The organism is Pseudomonas sp. NPDC090592, assembly GCF_044769185.1.
Lineage (GTDB): Bacteria > Pseudomonadota > Gammaproteobacteria > Pseudomonadales > Pseudomonadaceae > Aquipseudomonas.
Genome location: NZ_JBIVXJ010000010.1, coordinates 80,127 through 96,505, shown reverse-complemented (window position 1 = coordinate 96,505; position 16,379 = coordinate 80,127). Strand labels below are relative to the sequence as shown.

The window sequence follows — 16,379 nt, the reverse complement described above, 5'->3', positions numbered from 1 at the left end:
GGCCTAGGATACGGCGCATGTAAAAAGGGAGTGTTTTCATGCGTAAGTCTTTTGTCGTCAGCCTGTTGAGTGCTGGCATCCTGCTGGCCGGCTGCCAGGCGGTGAACACCACCAGTGGCGGTGCTGTCGGCGTGCAGCGCCAGCAGTACATGTTCAGCATGCTCTCGACCGATGAGGTCAACCAGATGTACGCGCAGTCGTACCAGCAGACCCTGGGTGAGGCCTCGAGCAAAGGCGTGCTCGACAAGTCCAGCGCCGATGCCAAGCGGGTGCAGGTCATTGCCAACCGCCTGATCGCCCAGGCACCCAAGTTCCGCCCGGATGCCGCGCAATGGAACTGGGAAGTCAACGTGATCAAGAGCGATGAACTGAACGCCAATTGCGGCCCGGGCGGCAAGATCATCGTGTACACCGGGCTGATCGATCAGCTCAAGCTCACCGATGCTGAAATTGCGGCGGTGGTGGGCCACGAGATTGCTCACGCCCTGCGCGAGCACAGCCGTGAAGCGATGTCCAAGGCCTATGGCGTACAAATGGCCCGCCAGGGTGCAGGTGCCCTGTTGGGCTTGGGCGAGAGCAGCATGGCAGTGGCCGATGCCGTGGTGAACTACTCCATGACCCTGCCCAACAGCCGGGCCAATGAGAACGAAGCCGACCTGATCGGCCTGGAGCTGTCGGCACGTGCGGGTTATGACCCGAATGCCGCGATCACCTTGTGGAACAAGATGAGCAAGGCTTCCGAAGGTGCGCCGCCAGAGTTCATGAGTACTCACCCGGCTTCTGAAAGCCGCATTGCTTCGTTGCAGGCGGCAATTCCGAAGGTGATGCCGCTGTACCAGGCTGCGGCCAAGCAGTAAGAGCAGCTACAAGTTTCAAGCTGCAAGCTACAAGTCAAGGCAGTATCGGCTTTGCTTGCAGCTTGCAGCTTGCAGCTTTCAGCCCACCCAGCCACTGGCCTTCATCGCCGAATAGACGGCCACGATCGCCAGCACGAAGAACGCCGTGGCCGCCAGGCGACGGATCAGCGTCAGCGGCAGTTTGTCGGCCGCGAAGTTACCCGCCAGCACCACTGGCACGTTGGCAATCAGCATTCCCAGGGTAGTGCCGATAATGACCATGATCAGGTGCGGATACTGCGCAGCCAGCATGACCGTGGCGACCTGGGTCTTGTCACCGATTTCGGCCAGGAAGAACGCGATCAGCGTGGTCAGGAACGGCCCGAAACGGCGTGCCGGGTTCTCGTCGTCATCCATCTTGTCCGGGACCAGGGTCCACAGCGCAGTGGCGGTAAAGCTCGCCGCCAGGATCCAGTGCAGTGCCGAATCGCTGAAAAAACTGCCAAACCACGCGCCCACGGCACCGGCCGCAGCATGGTTGGCCAGGGTAGCGGCGACGATGCCGGCAATGATCGGCCAGGGCTTGCGGAAGCGGGCAGCGAGAATGAGCGCGAGCAGTTGCGTCTTGTCGCCGATTTCGGCGAGCGCAACGATAGCGGTGGGGACCAACAGAGATTCCAGCATCAGGATTCCTACGGGGGCGGGTCGACACGGCTATGACACGTACAGCCTCCCCGCCCCGGGTAAGGTGTGCGTGTCATAGGTCTTGTCAAACCCTGGATCCGTCTACGCGGATCTCTCCATGCAGGCTGGCATGGTGGGTCGCACGCGCCATGGTCTGTGGACCAAGTATGTTGACGCGTACCGGGCGAGCAGTGCGCTCGCGGGAGACTACTCCCCTAGGACGGTGCGGATTCTGCCTAGGCAAAACATTTTCGGCAAGCGGTGTTTTTAACCGCGTGTTGCCTGGTAAATCCGAAAACCGTCAGCCTCGTCGCGTACCTGGCAGTTGCCCAGCGCCCCTTCGATAAGCGGTTGATAGCGCAGGAAGCTGTTGGCAACCAGGCGCATTTCGCCACCTTTTCGCAGATGAACGGCGGATTTTTTCAGCAAGTTTTCCGAGGCCTGGTAGTTGGTGTGCACCCCGGTGTGGAACGGCGGGTTGCTCAGGATCAGGCTCAGCTCGGTGGGTGCTGCGTCGATACCATCACCGCTGATCACATCGCCTTCCAGGCCGTTGGCGGCCAGGGTCAGGCGGCTGGCCGCCACGGCGAAGGCGTCCACGTCCAGCAGGGTTACCCGGCTTTGCGGGTAACGGCGCTTGACCGTGGCGCCCAAAATCCCGGCGCCACAGCCAAAGTCCAGCACATGCCCGCTCGGCAGGCCGTCGAGGTGCTTGAGCAGCAGGGCGGTACCTCGGTCCAGCCGCCCATGGCTGAATACGCCGGGCAGGCTGACCACCTGCAACGGGCCGTCTTCCAGGGCTAGCTCGAAGCGCTCGGCCAGGCTTTGCAGCGGCTTGGCTTCAGGCGCCTGCTCGATGGTCACTTGCCACAGCTGGCAGTGCCGGGCGCTGTCGAGCTTGCGCGGTTTGCCAAAGGCTTGCAGCTGTTTGGCCGCCCCTTCGATGCCGCCGCGCTTTTCGCCGACCAGGTACAGCTCGCGGCCGGCCAGGCGCGATGCCAGGGCATTGAGCAGGTAGGCCGCCAGTTCGCGAGACTTGGGCAGGAACAGCACAGCGCTGTCGAAGGCCGCTGCAGGCGGCTCGACCCCATAATGACTGCGCCCGGCAAAGCGGCTGTCGAGCATGGCCTGATCGCCTGCATGCCAAGTCCAGGCCTGGGCCTGCGGCAATTGCGTGAGCAGGCCATCGGCGGGGGCACCAGCGATCAGCAGCGGCCCCTGGAACAGCTCTGCCTGGCGGAGCAACACTTCACTGCGCGGGTCCATGGACGACGCCTCCTGGAAAAAGTGGCGCAGTGTAGCAGAGGCGGGCGACGGGCTCAGCTGACTACGCGGCGTGGCTGCCCGGCAAAGAAGGCTTGGGCGTTCTCGCTGAGCTGGCCGACGATACGCTGGCGCGACTCCACCGCACCCCAGGCGCTGTGTGGGGTGATGACCAGGCGCGGGATGCCGGGCTCGAGCAGCGGGTTGCCGTTGACCGGCGGTTCCACGCTCAGCACGTCGGTGGCCGCGCCGCCCAGGTGGCCACTGCGCAGCGCGTCGGCCAGCGCCTGTTCGTCGATCAGGCCACCGCGAGCGGTATTGACCACCAGCGCATCGGGCTTGAGCAGGGCCAGTTCGCGGGCACCGAGCATGTGCCGGGTGTGCTCGTTCAGCGGGCAATGCAGGGTCAAGGCGTCGACTTGTGGCAATAGCTCGTCCAGCGGCAGGCGGTCGTCACGTTCCGGGCGCCCAGGGATCTGCCCGCTCAGCACACGCATGCCAAAGGCCTCGGCCAGCCTTGCTACAGCGCCACCCAGTTCGCCGTGGCCAAGCAGGCCGAGGGTTTTGCCTTCCAGCTCGACGATGGGGAAGTCCAGCAGGCAGAACTGGCTGGCCTTCGCCCACTGGCCGTCGGCCACTGCCTGGTTGTAGTCGCACAGGCGGGTTGCCAGGGCCAGCAACAGGGCGAGGGTGTGCTGCGCGACGGACGGCGTGCCGTAGCCCTGGCAGTTGCAGACGGTGATGCCTTGGGCGCGCGCCGCCGCCAGGTCGACGTTGTTGGTACCGGTGGCAGCTACCAGGATCAGCTTGAGTTGCGGGTTGGCCGCCAGGGTTGCGGCGTCAAGCATGACCTTGTTGCTGATCACCGCGACCGCGCCTTGCAGGCGTTCTGCGACCTGGCCGGGACCGGTGGCGGCGAACAGCTCGAATTCATCGAATTGCTGCTTGAGGGGCGAAAGGTCGAGGTCGCCAAGGTCCAGGGACTGGTGATCGAGAAACACGGCGCGACGCGGGCTGGGCATGAGGTTCTCCGGTGGCAGGGCGGGATAATGGTGTTTTGGGCCATTCGCGGGCGTGCCCGCGAAAGGACCCTTTGCTCCAGCACAGGTACTGAAGCTTTCAGCGCAGTGTCTAGCCCGTGGTTACCGCCCGTCAACGCCCGCCGCTCATACCTTCGCCAGGCAAATCATTCCTTCGGCTGATTTAGCCGTCACATTGGCGAACTACAGTAGTTCCCAGACTTGTCCGGCCCGCTTTTCAGAAAAGGGATACCCATGTTGCAGACCCGCATCATCAAACCCGCCGAGGGCGCCTACGCCTACCCATTGCTGATCAAGCGCCTGCTGATGTCTGGCAGCCGCTATGAGAAAACCCGCGAAATCGTCTACCGCGACCAACTGCGGCTGACCTATCCGCAGCTCAACGAGCGCATCGCGCGCCTGGCCAATGTGCTGACCGAGGCCGGGGTTAAGGCCGGTGATACCGTGGCGGTAATGGACTGGGACAGCCACCGCTACCTGGAATGCATGTTCGCCATCCCCATGATCGGTGCGGTGGTGCATACCATCAACGTGCGCCTTTCGCCTGAGCAGATCCTCTACACCATGAACCACGCCGAAGACCGCGTGGTGCTGGTCAACAGCGACTTCGTCGGCCTGTATCAGGCTATTGCCGGGCAATTGACCACAGTCGACAAGACCCTGCTGCTGACCGATGGCCCTGACAAGACCGCCGAGCTACCCAACCTGGTGGGTGAATACGAGCAATTGCTGGCCGCTGCCAGCCCGCACTACGATTTCCCCGACTTCGACGAAAACTCGGTGGCCACCACCTTCTACACCACCGGCACCACCGGCAACCCCAAGGGTGTGTACTTCACCCACCGGCAACTGGTGCTGCACACCCTGGCTGAGGCCTCGGTCACTGGCAGTATCGACAGCGTGCGCCTGCTGGGCAGCAACGACGTGTACATGCCCATTACCCCGATGTTCCACGTGCATGCCTGGGGCATTCCCTACGCTGCCACCATGCTTGGCATGAAGCAGGTGTACCCGGGGCGCTACGAGCCAGACATGCTGGTCAAGCTGTGGCGTGAGGAGAAAGTCACCTTCTCCCATTGCGTGCCGACCATCTTGCAGATGCTGCTCAATTGCCCGACCGCGCAGGGCCAGGACTTCGGCGGCTGGAAGATCATCATCGGTGGCAGCGCGCTCAACCGTTCGCTGTACCAGGCTGCCCTGGCGCGTGGCATCCAGCTGACCGCCGCCTATGGCATGTCCGAAACCTGCCCGCTGATTTCCGCTGCGCACCTGAACGACGAACTGCAGGCCGGCAGCGAGGATGAACGTATCACCTACCGGATCAAGGCTGGCGTGCCGGTGCCGCTGGTTGAGGCGGCGATTGTCGACGGTGACGGCAACTTCCTGCCGGCCGATGGTGAAACCCAGGGCGAGCTGGTGCTGCGCGCGCCGTGGCTGACCATGGGCTATTTCAAGGAGCCGGAAAAGAGCGAGGAGCTGTGGCAGGGCGGCTGGCTGCACACCGGTGACGTCGCCACCCTCGACGGCATGGGCTATATCGACATCCGCGATCGCATCAAGGATGTGATCAAGACCGGTGGCGAGTGGATTTCCTCTCTAGACCTGGAAGACCTGATCAGCCGTCACCCGGCCGTGCGCGAAGTCGCCGTGGTTGGGGTGGCCGACCCGCAATGGGGCGAGCGCCCGTTTGCCCTGCTGGTGGTGCGCGACGGCCAGGCCATCGATGCCAAGGCGCTCAAGGAACACCTCAAGCCGTTCGTCGAACTGGGGCACATCAACAAGTGGGCGATTCCCAGCCAGATCGCCGTTGTTACTGAAGTTCCCAAGACCAGCGTCGGCAAGCTCGACAAGAAACGCATCCGTCAGGACATCGTCCAGTGGCAGGCCAGCAACAGCGCGTTCCTTTCAACACTGTAACCGCCGTGCGGGTCGCGAACGTCAGAACGCGACCCGCACGCTAGAGGCCTCGGCGCCTTGCCAAACGGCAGAAATGCGCCATCCTTTAGCACTGCCAGCCCGCAACCGGAGCAACAGTGCAGCGAGTTGGCGGCACGGAGCGCAAATCACACTTTAGAGGGATCAAGCGCCTGTGCCTTGCTGGCTATAGTCGGGGCCAGGGGATTTTCAGGAATGGGGGAGGGCGACACGCGCAAGCCGTGTCGCCGCGGGCGAAAGCCTGCAAACCGGTCGCTCGGGCCGTTCTTGAAGGGACTCACTGCCATAACAATAAAGTACATGGAGTAGCGTCGATGAAATCTGCAAACCTGTTCTGGCGCCGGGCCAAGTTGCCCCTGGCCGTCAGCCTTGCTTCCACGCTCGCAAGTCCTGCTTTCGCTGTCAGTTTCAACATTGGTGAAATCGAAGGCCAGTTCGACTCCTCGCTCTCCATCGGCGCCAGCTGGTCGACGGCCAACCCCAACAAGAACCTGATCGGGGTGAACAACGGCGGCAAGGGCCTGTCGCAGACCTCCGACGACGGCCACCTGAACTTCAAGAAGGGCGAAACCTTCTCCAAGATCTTCAAGGGTATCCATGACCTGGAGCTCAAGTACGGCGATACCGGTGTGTTCGTGCGCGGCAAGTACTGGTACGACTTCGAGCTGAAGGACGAGGGCCGTGAGTTCAAGGACATCAGCGACTCCAACCGCAAGGAAGGCGCCAAGTCTTCCGGCGCCCAGTTGCTCGACGCCTTCGTGTACCACAACTACTCCATCGGTGATCAGCCTGGCTCCGTGCGCCTTGGCAAGCAGGTGGTGAGCTGGGGCGAAAGTACCTTCATTGGCGGTGGCATCAACTCGATCAACCCCATTGATGTATCGGCGTTTCGCCGCCCAGGGGCCGAGATCAAGGAAGGCCTGATCCCGGTCAACATGTTCTACATCTCGCAAAGCCTGACCGACAACCTGTCGGCCGAAGCCTTCTACCAGATCGAGTGGGACCAGACGGTTGTCGACAACTGCGGCACCTTCTTCTCCCAGCCGGACATCATCGCCGATGGCTGTACCGACAACCTGCGTGTGCTTAACAGCAGCCGTACGGTGCCGGGCGCGGCCCAGCAGTTCCTCGCCACGCGTGGAGTGAACATCAACGAAGAAGGTGTAATGGTGGCCCGTGGCGCCGACCGCGACGCCCGTGACAGCGGCCAGTTCGGTGTGGCCATGCGCTACATGTTCGAACCGCTCGACACCGAATTTGGCGCCTATTTCATGAACTACCACAGCCGGGCGCCGATCTTCAGCGCTACCGGTGCCGCGCCTTCGGTATTTGCCGGGCTGAGTGCGCTGCCGGCGCAACTGCGTGCACTGGCGCCGTTGATCGTCGCGGGTAACTCGAAGTATTTCGTCGAGTACCCCGAAGACATCCGCCTGTATGGCCTGAGTTTCTCCACCACGCTTCCCACCGGCACCGCGTGGAGCGGTGAAATCAGCTACCGGCCGAATGCCCCGGTGCAGCTCAACACCACCGATATCCTGTTCGCTGGCGTGCGTCCGATTGGCGGTGCATTGACCAACGCCTCGCTGCTTACCGGTACGCCAGGGCAGGACCTGCACGGCTATCGTCGCAAGGAGATCACTCAATTCCAGACCACCCTGACGCACTTCTTCGACCAGGTGATGGGCGCCAGCCGCATGACTGTAGTGGGCGAAGTTGGGGTCACCCACGTTGGCGGCCTGGAAAACGCACGCGAGACCCGCTATGGCCGTGACCCAGTCTTCGGGCCTGGCCCGCTGCCTGCCACCGGCGGTGCCGACACCTGCCAAGCGCTCAATGCCAGCACCATCGCGGGTGCTGGTGCGGGGGCATCCACTGCCAACCTGAACCGCAACTGCGAGAACGATGGCTACACCACCAGCACTTCCTGGGGTTACCGCGCCCGCGTCATCTGGGACTACAACGACGTGTTCGCCGGGGTCAACCTGAAACCGAGCGTGGCCTGGTCGCATGACGTTTCCGGCTACTCGCCAGGCCCTGGTGCGAACTTCGAGGAGGGCCGCAAGGCAATTAGCCTGGGCCTGGACGCCGAGTACCAGAACACCTACACGGCGAGCCTGTCGTACACCAACTTCTTCGACGGCAAGTACACCACCGTGGATGACCGCGACTTCGTCGCCCTCAGCTTCGGCGTGAACTTCTAAGCACACAGATCCAGGACGACACGACATGAACAAGACCAGAAGTCTGCTGCAAGCCGGTGTGCTGGGCCTGTCCCTGCTGGCGACCAGCGTGATGGCTGCAGTATCCGCCGACGAGGCGGCCAAGCTGGGCAGTACCCTGACCCCGATGGGCGCCGAAAAGGCCGGCAACGCCGATGGCTCGATCGGCCCGTGGGAGCCGCTCTCGAAGACCGCAGGCAGTGTCGACGGCAAGGGCTTTTTGTCCGACCCGTATGGCAGTGACAAGCCGCTGTTCACCATCACCGCGCAAAACGCCGAGCAGTACAAGGACAAACTTTCGCCAGGCCAGCTGGCCATGCTCAAGCGCTACCCGGATACCTTCAAGATCCCGGTATTCAAGACCCATCGCGGCTCGACCGTGCCGGCTGATGTGTTCGCCGCCATCAAGGAAAACGCCACCAAGACCACCTTGGTCGAGGGTGGCAACGGGCTGAACAACTTCCGCACGGCCGTGCCGTTCCCGATCCCCAAAAGCGGCCTGGAAGTGATCTGGAACCACATCACCCGCTACCGCGGTGGCAGCGTCAGCCGCCTGGTGACCCAGGCCACGCCGCAGCAGAACGGCTCGTTCAACCCCGTGTACTTCTCCGACCAGTTCGTGTTCCGCGACAAGATGAAGGATTACGACCCGAGCAACCCGGGCAACATCCTGTTCTACTTCAAGCAGGAAGTGACCGCGCCCGCACGCCTTGCCGGTACCGTGCTGCTGGTGCACGAAACCCTCGACCAGGTAAAAGAACCGCGCAAGGCGTGGATCTACAATGCCGGCCAGCGTCGCGTGCGCCAGGCACCGCAAGTGTCGTATGACGGCCCGGGCACCGCCGCGGACGGCCTGCGGACTTCGGACAACCTGGACATGTTCAACGGTGCGCCAGACCGCTACGACTGGAAGCTGGAAGGCAAGAAGGAGCTGTACATCGCTTCCAACGCCTTCAAGCTGGATGACCCCAAGCTGAAGTACACCGACATCATCAAGGCCGGGCACATCAACCAGGACCTGGCCCGCTACGAGCTGCGCCGTGTCTGGCATGTGGTCGCGACCCTCAAGCCGGGCCAGCGGCACATCTACGCCAAGCGTGACTTCTACATCGACGAGGACACCTGGCAGGCTGCAGTGATCGACCAGTACGACGGTCGCAACCAGTTGTGGCGCGTTTCCGAAGCCCATTCCCAGCCGTACTACAACAATGAGGTGCCTTGGTACACCCTGGAAACCATCTACGACCTTCAATCGGGGCGCTACCTGGCCCTGGGCATGAAGAACGAAGAAAAGCGTGCCTACGACTTCGGCTTCAGTGCCAGCAAGGCCGACTTCCAGCCTGCAGCGCTGCGTCAGTCGGGTATTCGGTAAGCTGAAGGTTTCAACTCCGTGTGATCCCCAGAACGCCCCGGCTTGCCGGGGCGTTTCTATTTGCCTGTACGGGCCCTTTCGCGAGCACGCCCGCTCCCACAGGGATTGCACCGCTTTCAAAGCCAGTGCAGTACCTGTGGGAGCGGGCATGCCCGCGAAGAGGGCGGAGCAGGCAATAAGTCTGCTGAATACCCACCCAAACCCCCGCCCCAGCCCTTGTCCATCAGCCATGTTGCTTTTTGTCGCAGTCTTTTCCACGCCAATAGCGTCCATCATCTTCAAATGCGCTGCGTTACCGGCTAGTCTCGCAAGCATCCATAACGCCGTAGTCTTCCACCCAGAATGAGCCGGCCATGACAGATCTGTCCCGTACGCATGGATTCACCAGCCAGGCCCTGGGCCTGCTGGACGGGCGTTTCTTCCGGCCGCCGCTGCCGGACGGCCATGTGCCACGTCTACGGTTGTGCCAGCGTCTGCGCGCCGGCCTCGGCGGCCGCTTGCTGTTGGTAAATGCGCCGGCCGGTTTCGGTAAAAGCTCCCTCGCCATCGAATTTTGCGAAGCGCTGCCTCAGCACTGGCGCAGCCTTTGGCTGGGCCTGAGCCAACGGGATGCCGACCCTGGCCGTTTCCTCGAGCGCTTGCTCGAAGGCCTGCAGCAGTACTGCCCGGCCCTGGGGGGCCAGGCGATGGGCTTGCTGAAAATGCGCCAGCGCCACCAGCCGTTCGCCTTCGAAGAGTGGCTCGACGGCCTGCTCGACGAGCTGGCGCTGTACCTGCAAGCCGATACGCCGGTGCTACTGGTGCTGGACGACTATCACCTGGCTCAGGGGCCGGTGCTTGACCGCTGCCTGCAGTTTTTCCTCAATCACTTGCCTGCTGGCCTGGTGCTGCTGGTTACCAGCCGCCAGCGCCCTGACTGGCATCTGGCGCGCTTGCGCCTTTCACGGCAACTGGTCGAACTTAACGAACAGGAACTGCGCCTCACGGCAGATGAGTCGCTGGCAGTAATCGGTCGCCAGCCCACCGGCCTGCGTGGCCAGGCGCTGGACAACCTGATCCAGCGTAGCGACGGCTGGGTGGCCGGGTTGCGCTTCTGGCAGCTGGCGGCCAGCGACAGCGCCGACGAGCAGGCCTTGCCCCAGGCACTGCATGGCGGCGAGGGCCTGATCCGCGACTACCTGCTTGAAGAAGTCATCGACATGCTGCCCGCCGATGTGCAGGCCTTCCTGTACGAAACGGCCAGTCAGGAGCGTTTCTGCGCGCAGCTTTGCGATGCCGTGCGGGGCCGCCACGACAGTGCCGCAGTGCTGCGCTTCCTGCAGGCGCACCAGGTGTTCCTGGTGCCGCTGGACGAGCATGGCCACTGGTTCCGCTACCACCACCTGTTTTCCGACCTGCTGCGCAGCCGCCAGGCCAGCGAACCGCTGGCCGGCTTGCACCTGCGGGCGTGCCGCTGGTTCGAAACCCAGGGCTTGCTGGACGAAGCGGTGGAGCAGGCGCTACGTGCCGGCCACCTCGATGTTGCTGCCGACCTGGTGCAAAGCTTGTCCGAAGAGCAACTGCTGGCCGAACAGAACGTTGGCATGCTGTTGCGCTGGAAGATGGACCTGCCCGACAGCCTGCTGATCAGCACGCCACGGTTGATCGTGCTGTACAGCTGGGCGCTGGGCCTGGCGTGCCAGCTGGACGCGGCCGAGGAACTGGCCGGCTACCTCAGCCGCTTCCTGCCCGCGCCTTCGGCGACCGCGCAAAAGTCGATGCTGGCCCAGTGGCTGGCGCTGAGCGGGATCATTGCCCGTGGTCGTGGCGACCGCGAGCGAACCCTGGCCTATTGCGGTGAAGCGCTGCAGAGCCTGCCGAGCAAGCGCTATGGCCAACGCCTGGTGTGTTTGTCGACGCTGTCCAACCTGGCCATCGCCGATGGTGATTTCTGGCGGGCCCGCGGCTGGAACCGAGAAGCCCTGGAGCTGGCCCAGCGAGTCGGCAACCCGTTGTTCGAGGCCTTGGCGCATTACGACCGGGCGCGTGTACTGCACGCCCGTGGCGAGGTATTGCGGGCGCTGGACGAAGTGCGCCAAGGGCTGCAACGCCTGCAGGGGCTTTCGGCACAGCGGTTGTATGCCGTGCGCGCACGCCTGACGCTTTACGAAGGTTATCTGCTGGTTTCGCGCCTGCAGCCGGCCCAGGGTCGTGCGCGGTTGCGCGCGGGCCTGGGCGAGGCGCGGGCCTGCCGGGACATCAGTGTACTCATCGGCCATTGTGTGATCGCCACGCTCGATGGGCGGGAAGGGCACTTTGCCGAGGCCTTTGCCGAACTGGCCGAAGCTGAGCGCCTGATGCATATCTGGGACGTCCCCCCGGTCTACTACCTGGCCATGATTACCCTGGTCAAATGCGAGCTCTGGCTGGCCCAGGGGCGCACCGACCTGGCCGAGTCGTGGCTGCTGCGCCTGGGCCAGACCTACGGCGGTGAGCAGCCAGCGGCAGCACCGGAGTTCCACCCACTGCTGCCGTTGCACATTGCGCTGCAGCAGGCGCTGCTCGAGCGCATCCAGTTACGTGGCGACGACGCCGTGCAACGCTTGGCAAGCCTGGTCGAGCGGGGGCAGGCAAGTGGCGGCATGATGCTCACCGTCAGCGCCCTGTGCCAATGGCTCTCCCTGCTGCTGGACGAAGGCCGCGAAGGGCAGGCCGCGCAGTTGCTGCCAGGCTTGCTTGAGGCCGCACAGGGCGGCGTGCTGCAACCATTCCAGCCACTGCTGGAAAAGCACCCGCTTTGGTTACACGAGCAACTGCAGGCAGGTGTCACCTGCCCGGTGCAGGCGGAACTGCTCAAGCGCCTGCCGCCGTTGCCAAGCGCAAGTACAGGCAGCGGTGAAGCGCTGAGCGGCCGCGAGCTGGCCGTGCTCGAACTGATTGCCCAGGGCTGCTCCAACCAGCAGATCAGTGAGCGGCTGTTCATTTCCCTGCACACGGTGAAGACCCATGCCAGCCACATCAACAGCAAGCTTGGGGTGGAGCGGCGTACCCAGGCGGTGGCCAGGGCGAAATCCCTGGGGCTGCTGGCCTGATACTGGCCCTGCATGACATTGCCCGCTAAAGTGATGGCCTGAGGCCATGGTTAGTGGCCGGCAATGCTCTACCCTCATCTTTCCCGACCAGCTGCCGATACAGCGATCGGTGGCATCGCCTAGCGCGATTTTTCAATCATTTCAAGGCAGGTCGTGTTGATGCTGCAGTACGGGCAAAAAAGCTTTCTGATCGTCGACGACTTTACCGACTTTCGCACGTCGACCCGTTCCATGCTGCGCGAGCTTGGCGTGCGCGACGTGGACACCGCTGACAGCGGCGAGCAGGCGCTGCGCATGTGTGCGCAGAAACGCTATGACTTCATCCTGCAGGACTTCCACCTGGGCGATGGCAAGAAGAACGGCCAGCAGGTGCTCGAAGACCTGATCATCGACAAGCACATCAGCCATGAGTGCGTGTTCATCATGGTCACGGCCGAGAGCAGCCAAGCCATTGTCCTCAGCGCCATCGAGCACGAGCCTGATGCCTACCTGACCAAACCGTTCAATCGGGTTGGCCTGGCCCAGCGCGTCGAGAAGCTGTTCCAGCGCAAGACGCTGCTCAAGCCGATTTTGCAGGCGCTGGACCGCAACCGGCCGGCCGAAGTGCTGGCGGCCTGTGCCGAGCTGTGCAAGAAGGACCCGCGCCTGGCACCGCTGTGCCTGCGCTATCGGGCCGATGCCCTGCGCAACCTCAACCGCTTCGAAGAGCTGGAAAAATTCCTCAAGGCCATCCTGGCCAGCCGTCCGCAACCTTGGGTGTACGCAGCGCTGGGCGCCCTGATGCACAAGCGTGGCCAGAATGCCCAGGCCCAGGGTGTTTACGAGCAGGCGCTCAAGGCCTTCCCGATCATGCCAGGCCTGTACGACGGCATGGCCGAGGTGCTGGTGGCACAGGGTGATACCAAACGGGCGCAAAACCTGCTTGAAGAAGCCGTGCGCCTGTCGCCGCTGTCGGTGCGCCGACAGTCGACGCTGGGCAAGCTGGCGTTGGAAAACGAAGACTTCGAGAGCGCATCCAAAGCGTTCCGCCATGCGGTGAACCAAGGGCAGAGTTCGCGCTACAAGGATGCCGAAAACAATCTCGGCCTGGTGCAGGCGCTAATGAGCAAGAACGCAGGCTTTGGCCTCGACGCCCGCACTCGGGTCGAGATCAACACCACGCTCAGTGAGGTGGCCAAGGAAAACCCCGAGGACCAGGGCTTGCAGGTGCGTGCGCGGATGATGAAGGCCGCCAGCCTGCAGCAGGCCGGCGACCCTGAAACGGCCGCCAAACTGACTGAACAGGCGATCCAGCGCCTGGACAAGATGAACCAGTTCTTCTCGGTCGATTCGGCCCTTACCGTTGCCGCGCAGTTGCAGGCAATGGGCCAGGAAGCCGCCGCCATCGGCGTGCTGAAAAGCTGTGTGGAAAGCTATGGCGATGACCCCAAGGTCATGGAGAAAGTGGGCAAGTTGACCGACGACCCCACCGTGCTCAACGCCATTACCGAAGCGGTCACCCTCAATCGCCAGGGTGTGCGCAGTTACCAGGGAGGGCAGCTTGGCGAGGCGTTGCAACTGTTCCGCAAGGCGCTGGGTATGCAGCCGAAGAACATCAGCATCGCCCTCAACACCGCCCAGGCGCTGCTGCGCATCGGCGGTGACAACCCTCAGCCTGCGATCATGCAGGAGTGCCAGGACGCCTTGACCAGCGTGGCCGGCATCCCTGCCAGCGACAATCGCTATGACCGTTACCGCAAACTGCACATCCGAGTGTTCGGCGCATGAATCTAGACAACCAGGGGCTGGACTTTTCCACGGTGATCGCCTCCACCGTGCACGACCTCAAAAGCTCTTTGTCCGCGCTGATCCAGTCCCACAACCAGTGGATGGACCGCTTGCCCGAAGAGCTGCGAGGCGGTGCCGAGCAGGGCATCATGGAGCACGAGTTTCGCCACCTCAACGGCATGCTGGTGCAACTGCTTGGGCTCTACAAACTGGGCATCAACCAGCTACCGGTGTGCCCGGATTACCATGAGCTGGACGATTTCATCGAGGCCCAGTTGGCAGCGCACCAGGAAGTGCTGAAACACAACGATATCCTCGCCACCTGGCGCATCGACACCGACAACCCGCTGGGTTTCTTCGACCGCGAGCTGGTGGCCTCGGTGATCGCCAACGTCATCACCAACGCCACCCGCTTTGCCGGGCACGCCTTGCTGATCACCATCGAAGAAGCAGACAACCAGTTGGCGATCTGTGTAAACGATGATGGCCCGGGTTATCCAAAGCACATGCTCGAGCGCCAGGAGGAGTACATCCAGGGCATCGACTCGACCAGCGGCAGTACCGGCCTGGGGCTGTACTTTGCGGCGCGGATTGCAGCGCTGCATGAAAGCGGCGGGGTGCGTGGGCGGATCGAGATTTCCAACGGCGGGGCGCTTGGGGGTGGGTTGTTCAGGTTGTTTTTGCCTTGATCACTGGCTGAGCTTGCGTTTCGTTTTTTTACAGTTGGAAGGTGGTTTCCCAAGGTGATGTAGGAGGTTTCCTTCTTGAGGTTGCAGGGCTTTTGTCCGGTGCGGACAGATGACAATGTAGATACGACGTTTCTACATTTCGCTTGCAATCGCTTGGAGGGTTTCTACTATGTATCTACCTTGGGAGATACTCATGCAGATCAAGATTCAGCAGTGGGGCAACAGCGCCGCCATCCGCTTGCCGGCGGCAGTGCTCAAACAGATGCGCCTCGGTGTCGGCTCCACCCTGAGCCTGGACACAGCGGGAGAAACGATGGTGCTCAAGCCCGTCCGATCGAAACCCAAATATACCCTTGAGGAATTGATGGCCCAGTGCGACCTGAGCGCACCGGAGCCAGAGGACATGGCCGACTGGAATGCGATGCACCCAGTGGGACGTGAAGTGTGAAGCGGGTGAAATTCGCCAGGGGCGATATCGTTCGCGTCAATCTCGACCCCACAGTGGGGCGAGAACAACAGGGTGAGGGGCGACCCGCACTGGTACTCACACCGGCGGCGTTCAATGCGTCAGGGCTGGCAGTGATCGTCCCGATCACCCAAGGTGGTGATTTTGCAAGGCATGCGGGTTTCGCAGTGACGCTCAGCGGTGCGGGCACGCAGACTCAGGGGGTGATGCTCTGCAACCAGGTCCGCACAGTCGACCTTGAAGCACGCTTCGCCAAGCGCGTAGAGTCAGTGCCAGAAGTCGTCATCCTGGATGCACTGGCCCGTGTGCAAACCCTATTCGATTAACCGGTTCCCGTATTCACCATGCACAATCCATCGCCCGCGCTCATCCGCGAAACCTTCCCCGTAGGCCCCCTGCAATGCAACTGCACGCTGATCGGCGACCCCTTGACCAAAAAGGCCATCGTCGTCGACCCGGGCGGTGACCCGGACAAGATCCTGGCGCGCTTGCAGGCCCACGGCCTGACGCTGGTGAGCATCATCCACACCCACGCGCACTTCGATCACTTTCTGGCTTCGGGCAAGCTCAAGGAGCTGACCGGCGCCACCCTGCACCTGCACAAGGACGACCAGGTGCTGTGGGATAACCTGGAGATGCAGTGCCAGATGTTCGGCGTTCCCTACACACCAGTACCGTCACCCGACCGCTGGCTGGGCGATGACGAAGAGCTGGCCTGTGGCTGTGGCGTGGCGCTGCATACGCCAGGGCACACACCAGGCTCGATGAGCTTCTGGTTCGCCGGTGCCAAGCTGTTGATTGCGGGTGACACCCTGTTCCGCCGTGGCATTGGCCGCACGGATTTGTGGGGTGGTGACCAGCGTGCCATCGTGCGTTCCATCAAGGAGCGGCTGTACCGGCTGGACGAAGAGGCCATCGTGGTCACCGGCCACGGTCCCGACACCCGTCTGGGCGACGAAATGCGCGAAAACCCGTTCGTGCGTGCCTGATGGCACATGAAGGCACTTTCATGGAATTTTTCGTTGCCGATGCGATCC

Annotated in this window: 13 protein-coding genes and 1 riboswitch; of the genes, 10 read left to right on the top strand and 3 right to left on the bottom strand. The window is 62.7% G+C overall.

The genetic code is table 11. The features are described 5' to 3' along the window. Positions 1-38: 38 nt before the first annotated feature. Entirely contained in the window at positions 39-857 is an 819-nt protein-coding gene (locus ACIQUI_RS11275; protein WP_403198255.1) for a M48 family metallopeptidase, read from the top strand. A gap of 78 nt (positions 858-935) precedes the next feature. On the opposite strand, the gene ACIQUI_RS11270 is transcribed toward ACIQUI_RS11275, so the two are convergent. The 3 genes from ACIQUI_RS11270 to ACIQUI_RS11260 form a co-directional block, all read right to left on the bottom strand. Further along, positions 936-1,520 (bottom strand): TMEM165/GDT1 family protein, encoded by a 585-nt coding sequence (locus tag ACIQUI_RS11270; RefSeq protein ID WP_264361770.1) that lies wholly within the window; start codon positions 1,518-1,520, stop codon positions 936-938. 88 nt (positions 1,521-1,608) lie between these two features. After that, positions 1,609-1,748: riboswitch (yybP-ykoY riboswitch) on the bottom strand. Between the two features lie 39 nt (positions 1,749-1,787). Beyond that, positions 1,788-2,786: a methyltransferase gene (locus tag ACIQUI_RS11265; RefSeq protein ID WP_403198252.1), complete on the bottom strand. Its 999-nt coding sequence runs from the start codon at positions 2,784-2,786 to the stop codon at positions 1,788-1,790. Positions 2,787-2,839: 53 nt separating this feature from the next. After that, positions 2,840-3,805 carry a 2-hydroxyacid dehydrogenase gene (locus ACIQUI_RS11260; RefSeq protein ID WP_403198249.1) on the bottom strand — a complete coding sequence of 322 codons (966 nt, stop codon included), beginning with the start codon at positions 3,803-3,805 and terminating at the stop codon, positions 2,840-2,842. Between the two features lie 252 nt (positions 3,806-4,057). On the opposite strand from ACIQUI_RS11260, the gene ACIQUI_RS11255 reads away from it, so the two are divergent. The 9 genes from ACIQUI_RS11255 to ACIQUI_RS11215 all read left to right on the top strand — a co-directional run bounded on the left by ACIQUI_RS11255 (position 4,058) and on the right by ACIQUI_RS11215 (position 16,331). Continuing rightward, positions 4,058-5,740 (top strand): fatty acid--CoA ligase, encoded by a 1,683-nt coding sequence (locus tag ACIQUI_RS11255; RefSeq protein ID WP_403198247.1) that lies wholly within the window; start codon positions 4,058-4,060, stop codon positions 5,738-5,740. Positions 5,741-6,072: 332 nt separating this feature from the next. After that, entirely contained in the window at positions 6,073-7,959 is a 1,887-nt protein-coding gene (locus ACIQUI_RS11250; protein WP_403198246.1) for a DUF1302 domain-containing protein, read from the top strand. A gap of 25 nt (positions 7,960-7,984) precedes the next feature. Next, positions 7,985-9,349, top strand: coding sequence for a DUF1329 domain-containing protein (locus ACIQUI_RS11245; protein WP_403198244.1), 1,365 nt, complete (start codon positions 7,985-7,987; stop codon positions 9,347-9,349). A 353-nt stretch (positions 9,350-9,702) separates the two neighbouring features. After that, on the top strand, positions 9,703-12,420 hold the full coding sequence (locus ACIQUI_RS11240) for a LuxR C-terminal-related transcriptional regulator (protein WP_403198241.1): 2,718 nt from the start codon (positions 9,703-9,705) through the stop codon (positions 12,418-12,420). A 159-nt stretch (positions 12,421-12,579) separates the two neighbouring features. Then, positions 12,580-14,187 carry a response regulator gene (locus ACIQUI_RS11235; RefSeq protein WP_391124217.1) on the top strand — a complete coding sequence of 536 codons (1,608 nt, stop codon included), beginning with the start codon at positions 12,580-12,582 and terminating at the stop codon, positions 14,185-14,187. After that, the gene (locus tag ACIQUI_RS11230) at positions 14,184-14,876 is read left to right on the top strand and encodes a sensor histidine kinase (RefSeq protein ID WP_403198238.1); all 693 of its coding nucleotides are present in this window, start codon (positions 14,184-14,186) and stop codon (positions 14,874-14,876) included. Before ACIQUI_RS11235 ends, ACIQUI_RS11230 begins: the two co-directional genes overlap by 4 nt. 169 nt (positions 14,877-15,045) lie before the next feature. Next, positions 15,046-15,324: an AbrB/MazE/SpoVT family DNA-binding domain-containing protein gene (locus ACIQUI_RS11225; protein ID WP_403198235.1), complete on the top strand. Its 279-nt coding sequence runs from the start codon at positions 15,046-15,048 to the stop codon at positions 15,322-15,324. Beyond that, complete coding sequence (locus ACIQUI_RS11220; RefSeq protein ID WP_019472461.1) at positions 15,321-15,668, top strand: type II toxin-antitoxin system ChpB family toxin; 348 nt, start codon at positions 15,321-15,323, stop codon at positions 15,666-15,668. Before ACIQUI_RS11225 ends, ACIQUI_RS11220 begins: the two co-directional genes overlap by 4 nt. An 18-nt stretch (positions 15,669-15,686) precedes the next feature. Beyond that, entirely contained in the window at positions 15,687-16,331 is a 645-nt protein-coding gene (locus ACIQUI_RS11215; RefSeq protein WP_403198232.1) for an MBL fold metallo-hydrolase, read from the top strand. The last annotated feature ends 48 nt before the right edge of the window (positions 16,332-16,379 follow it).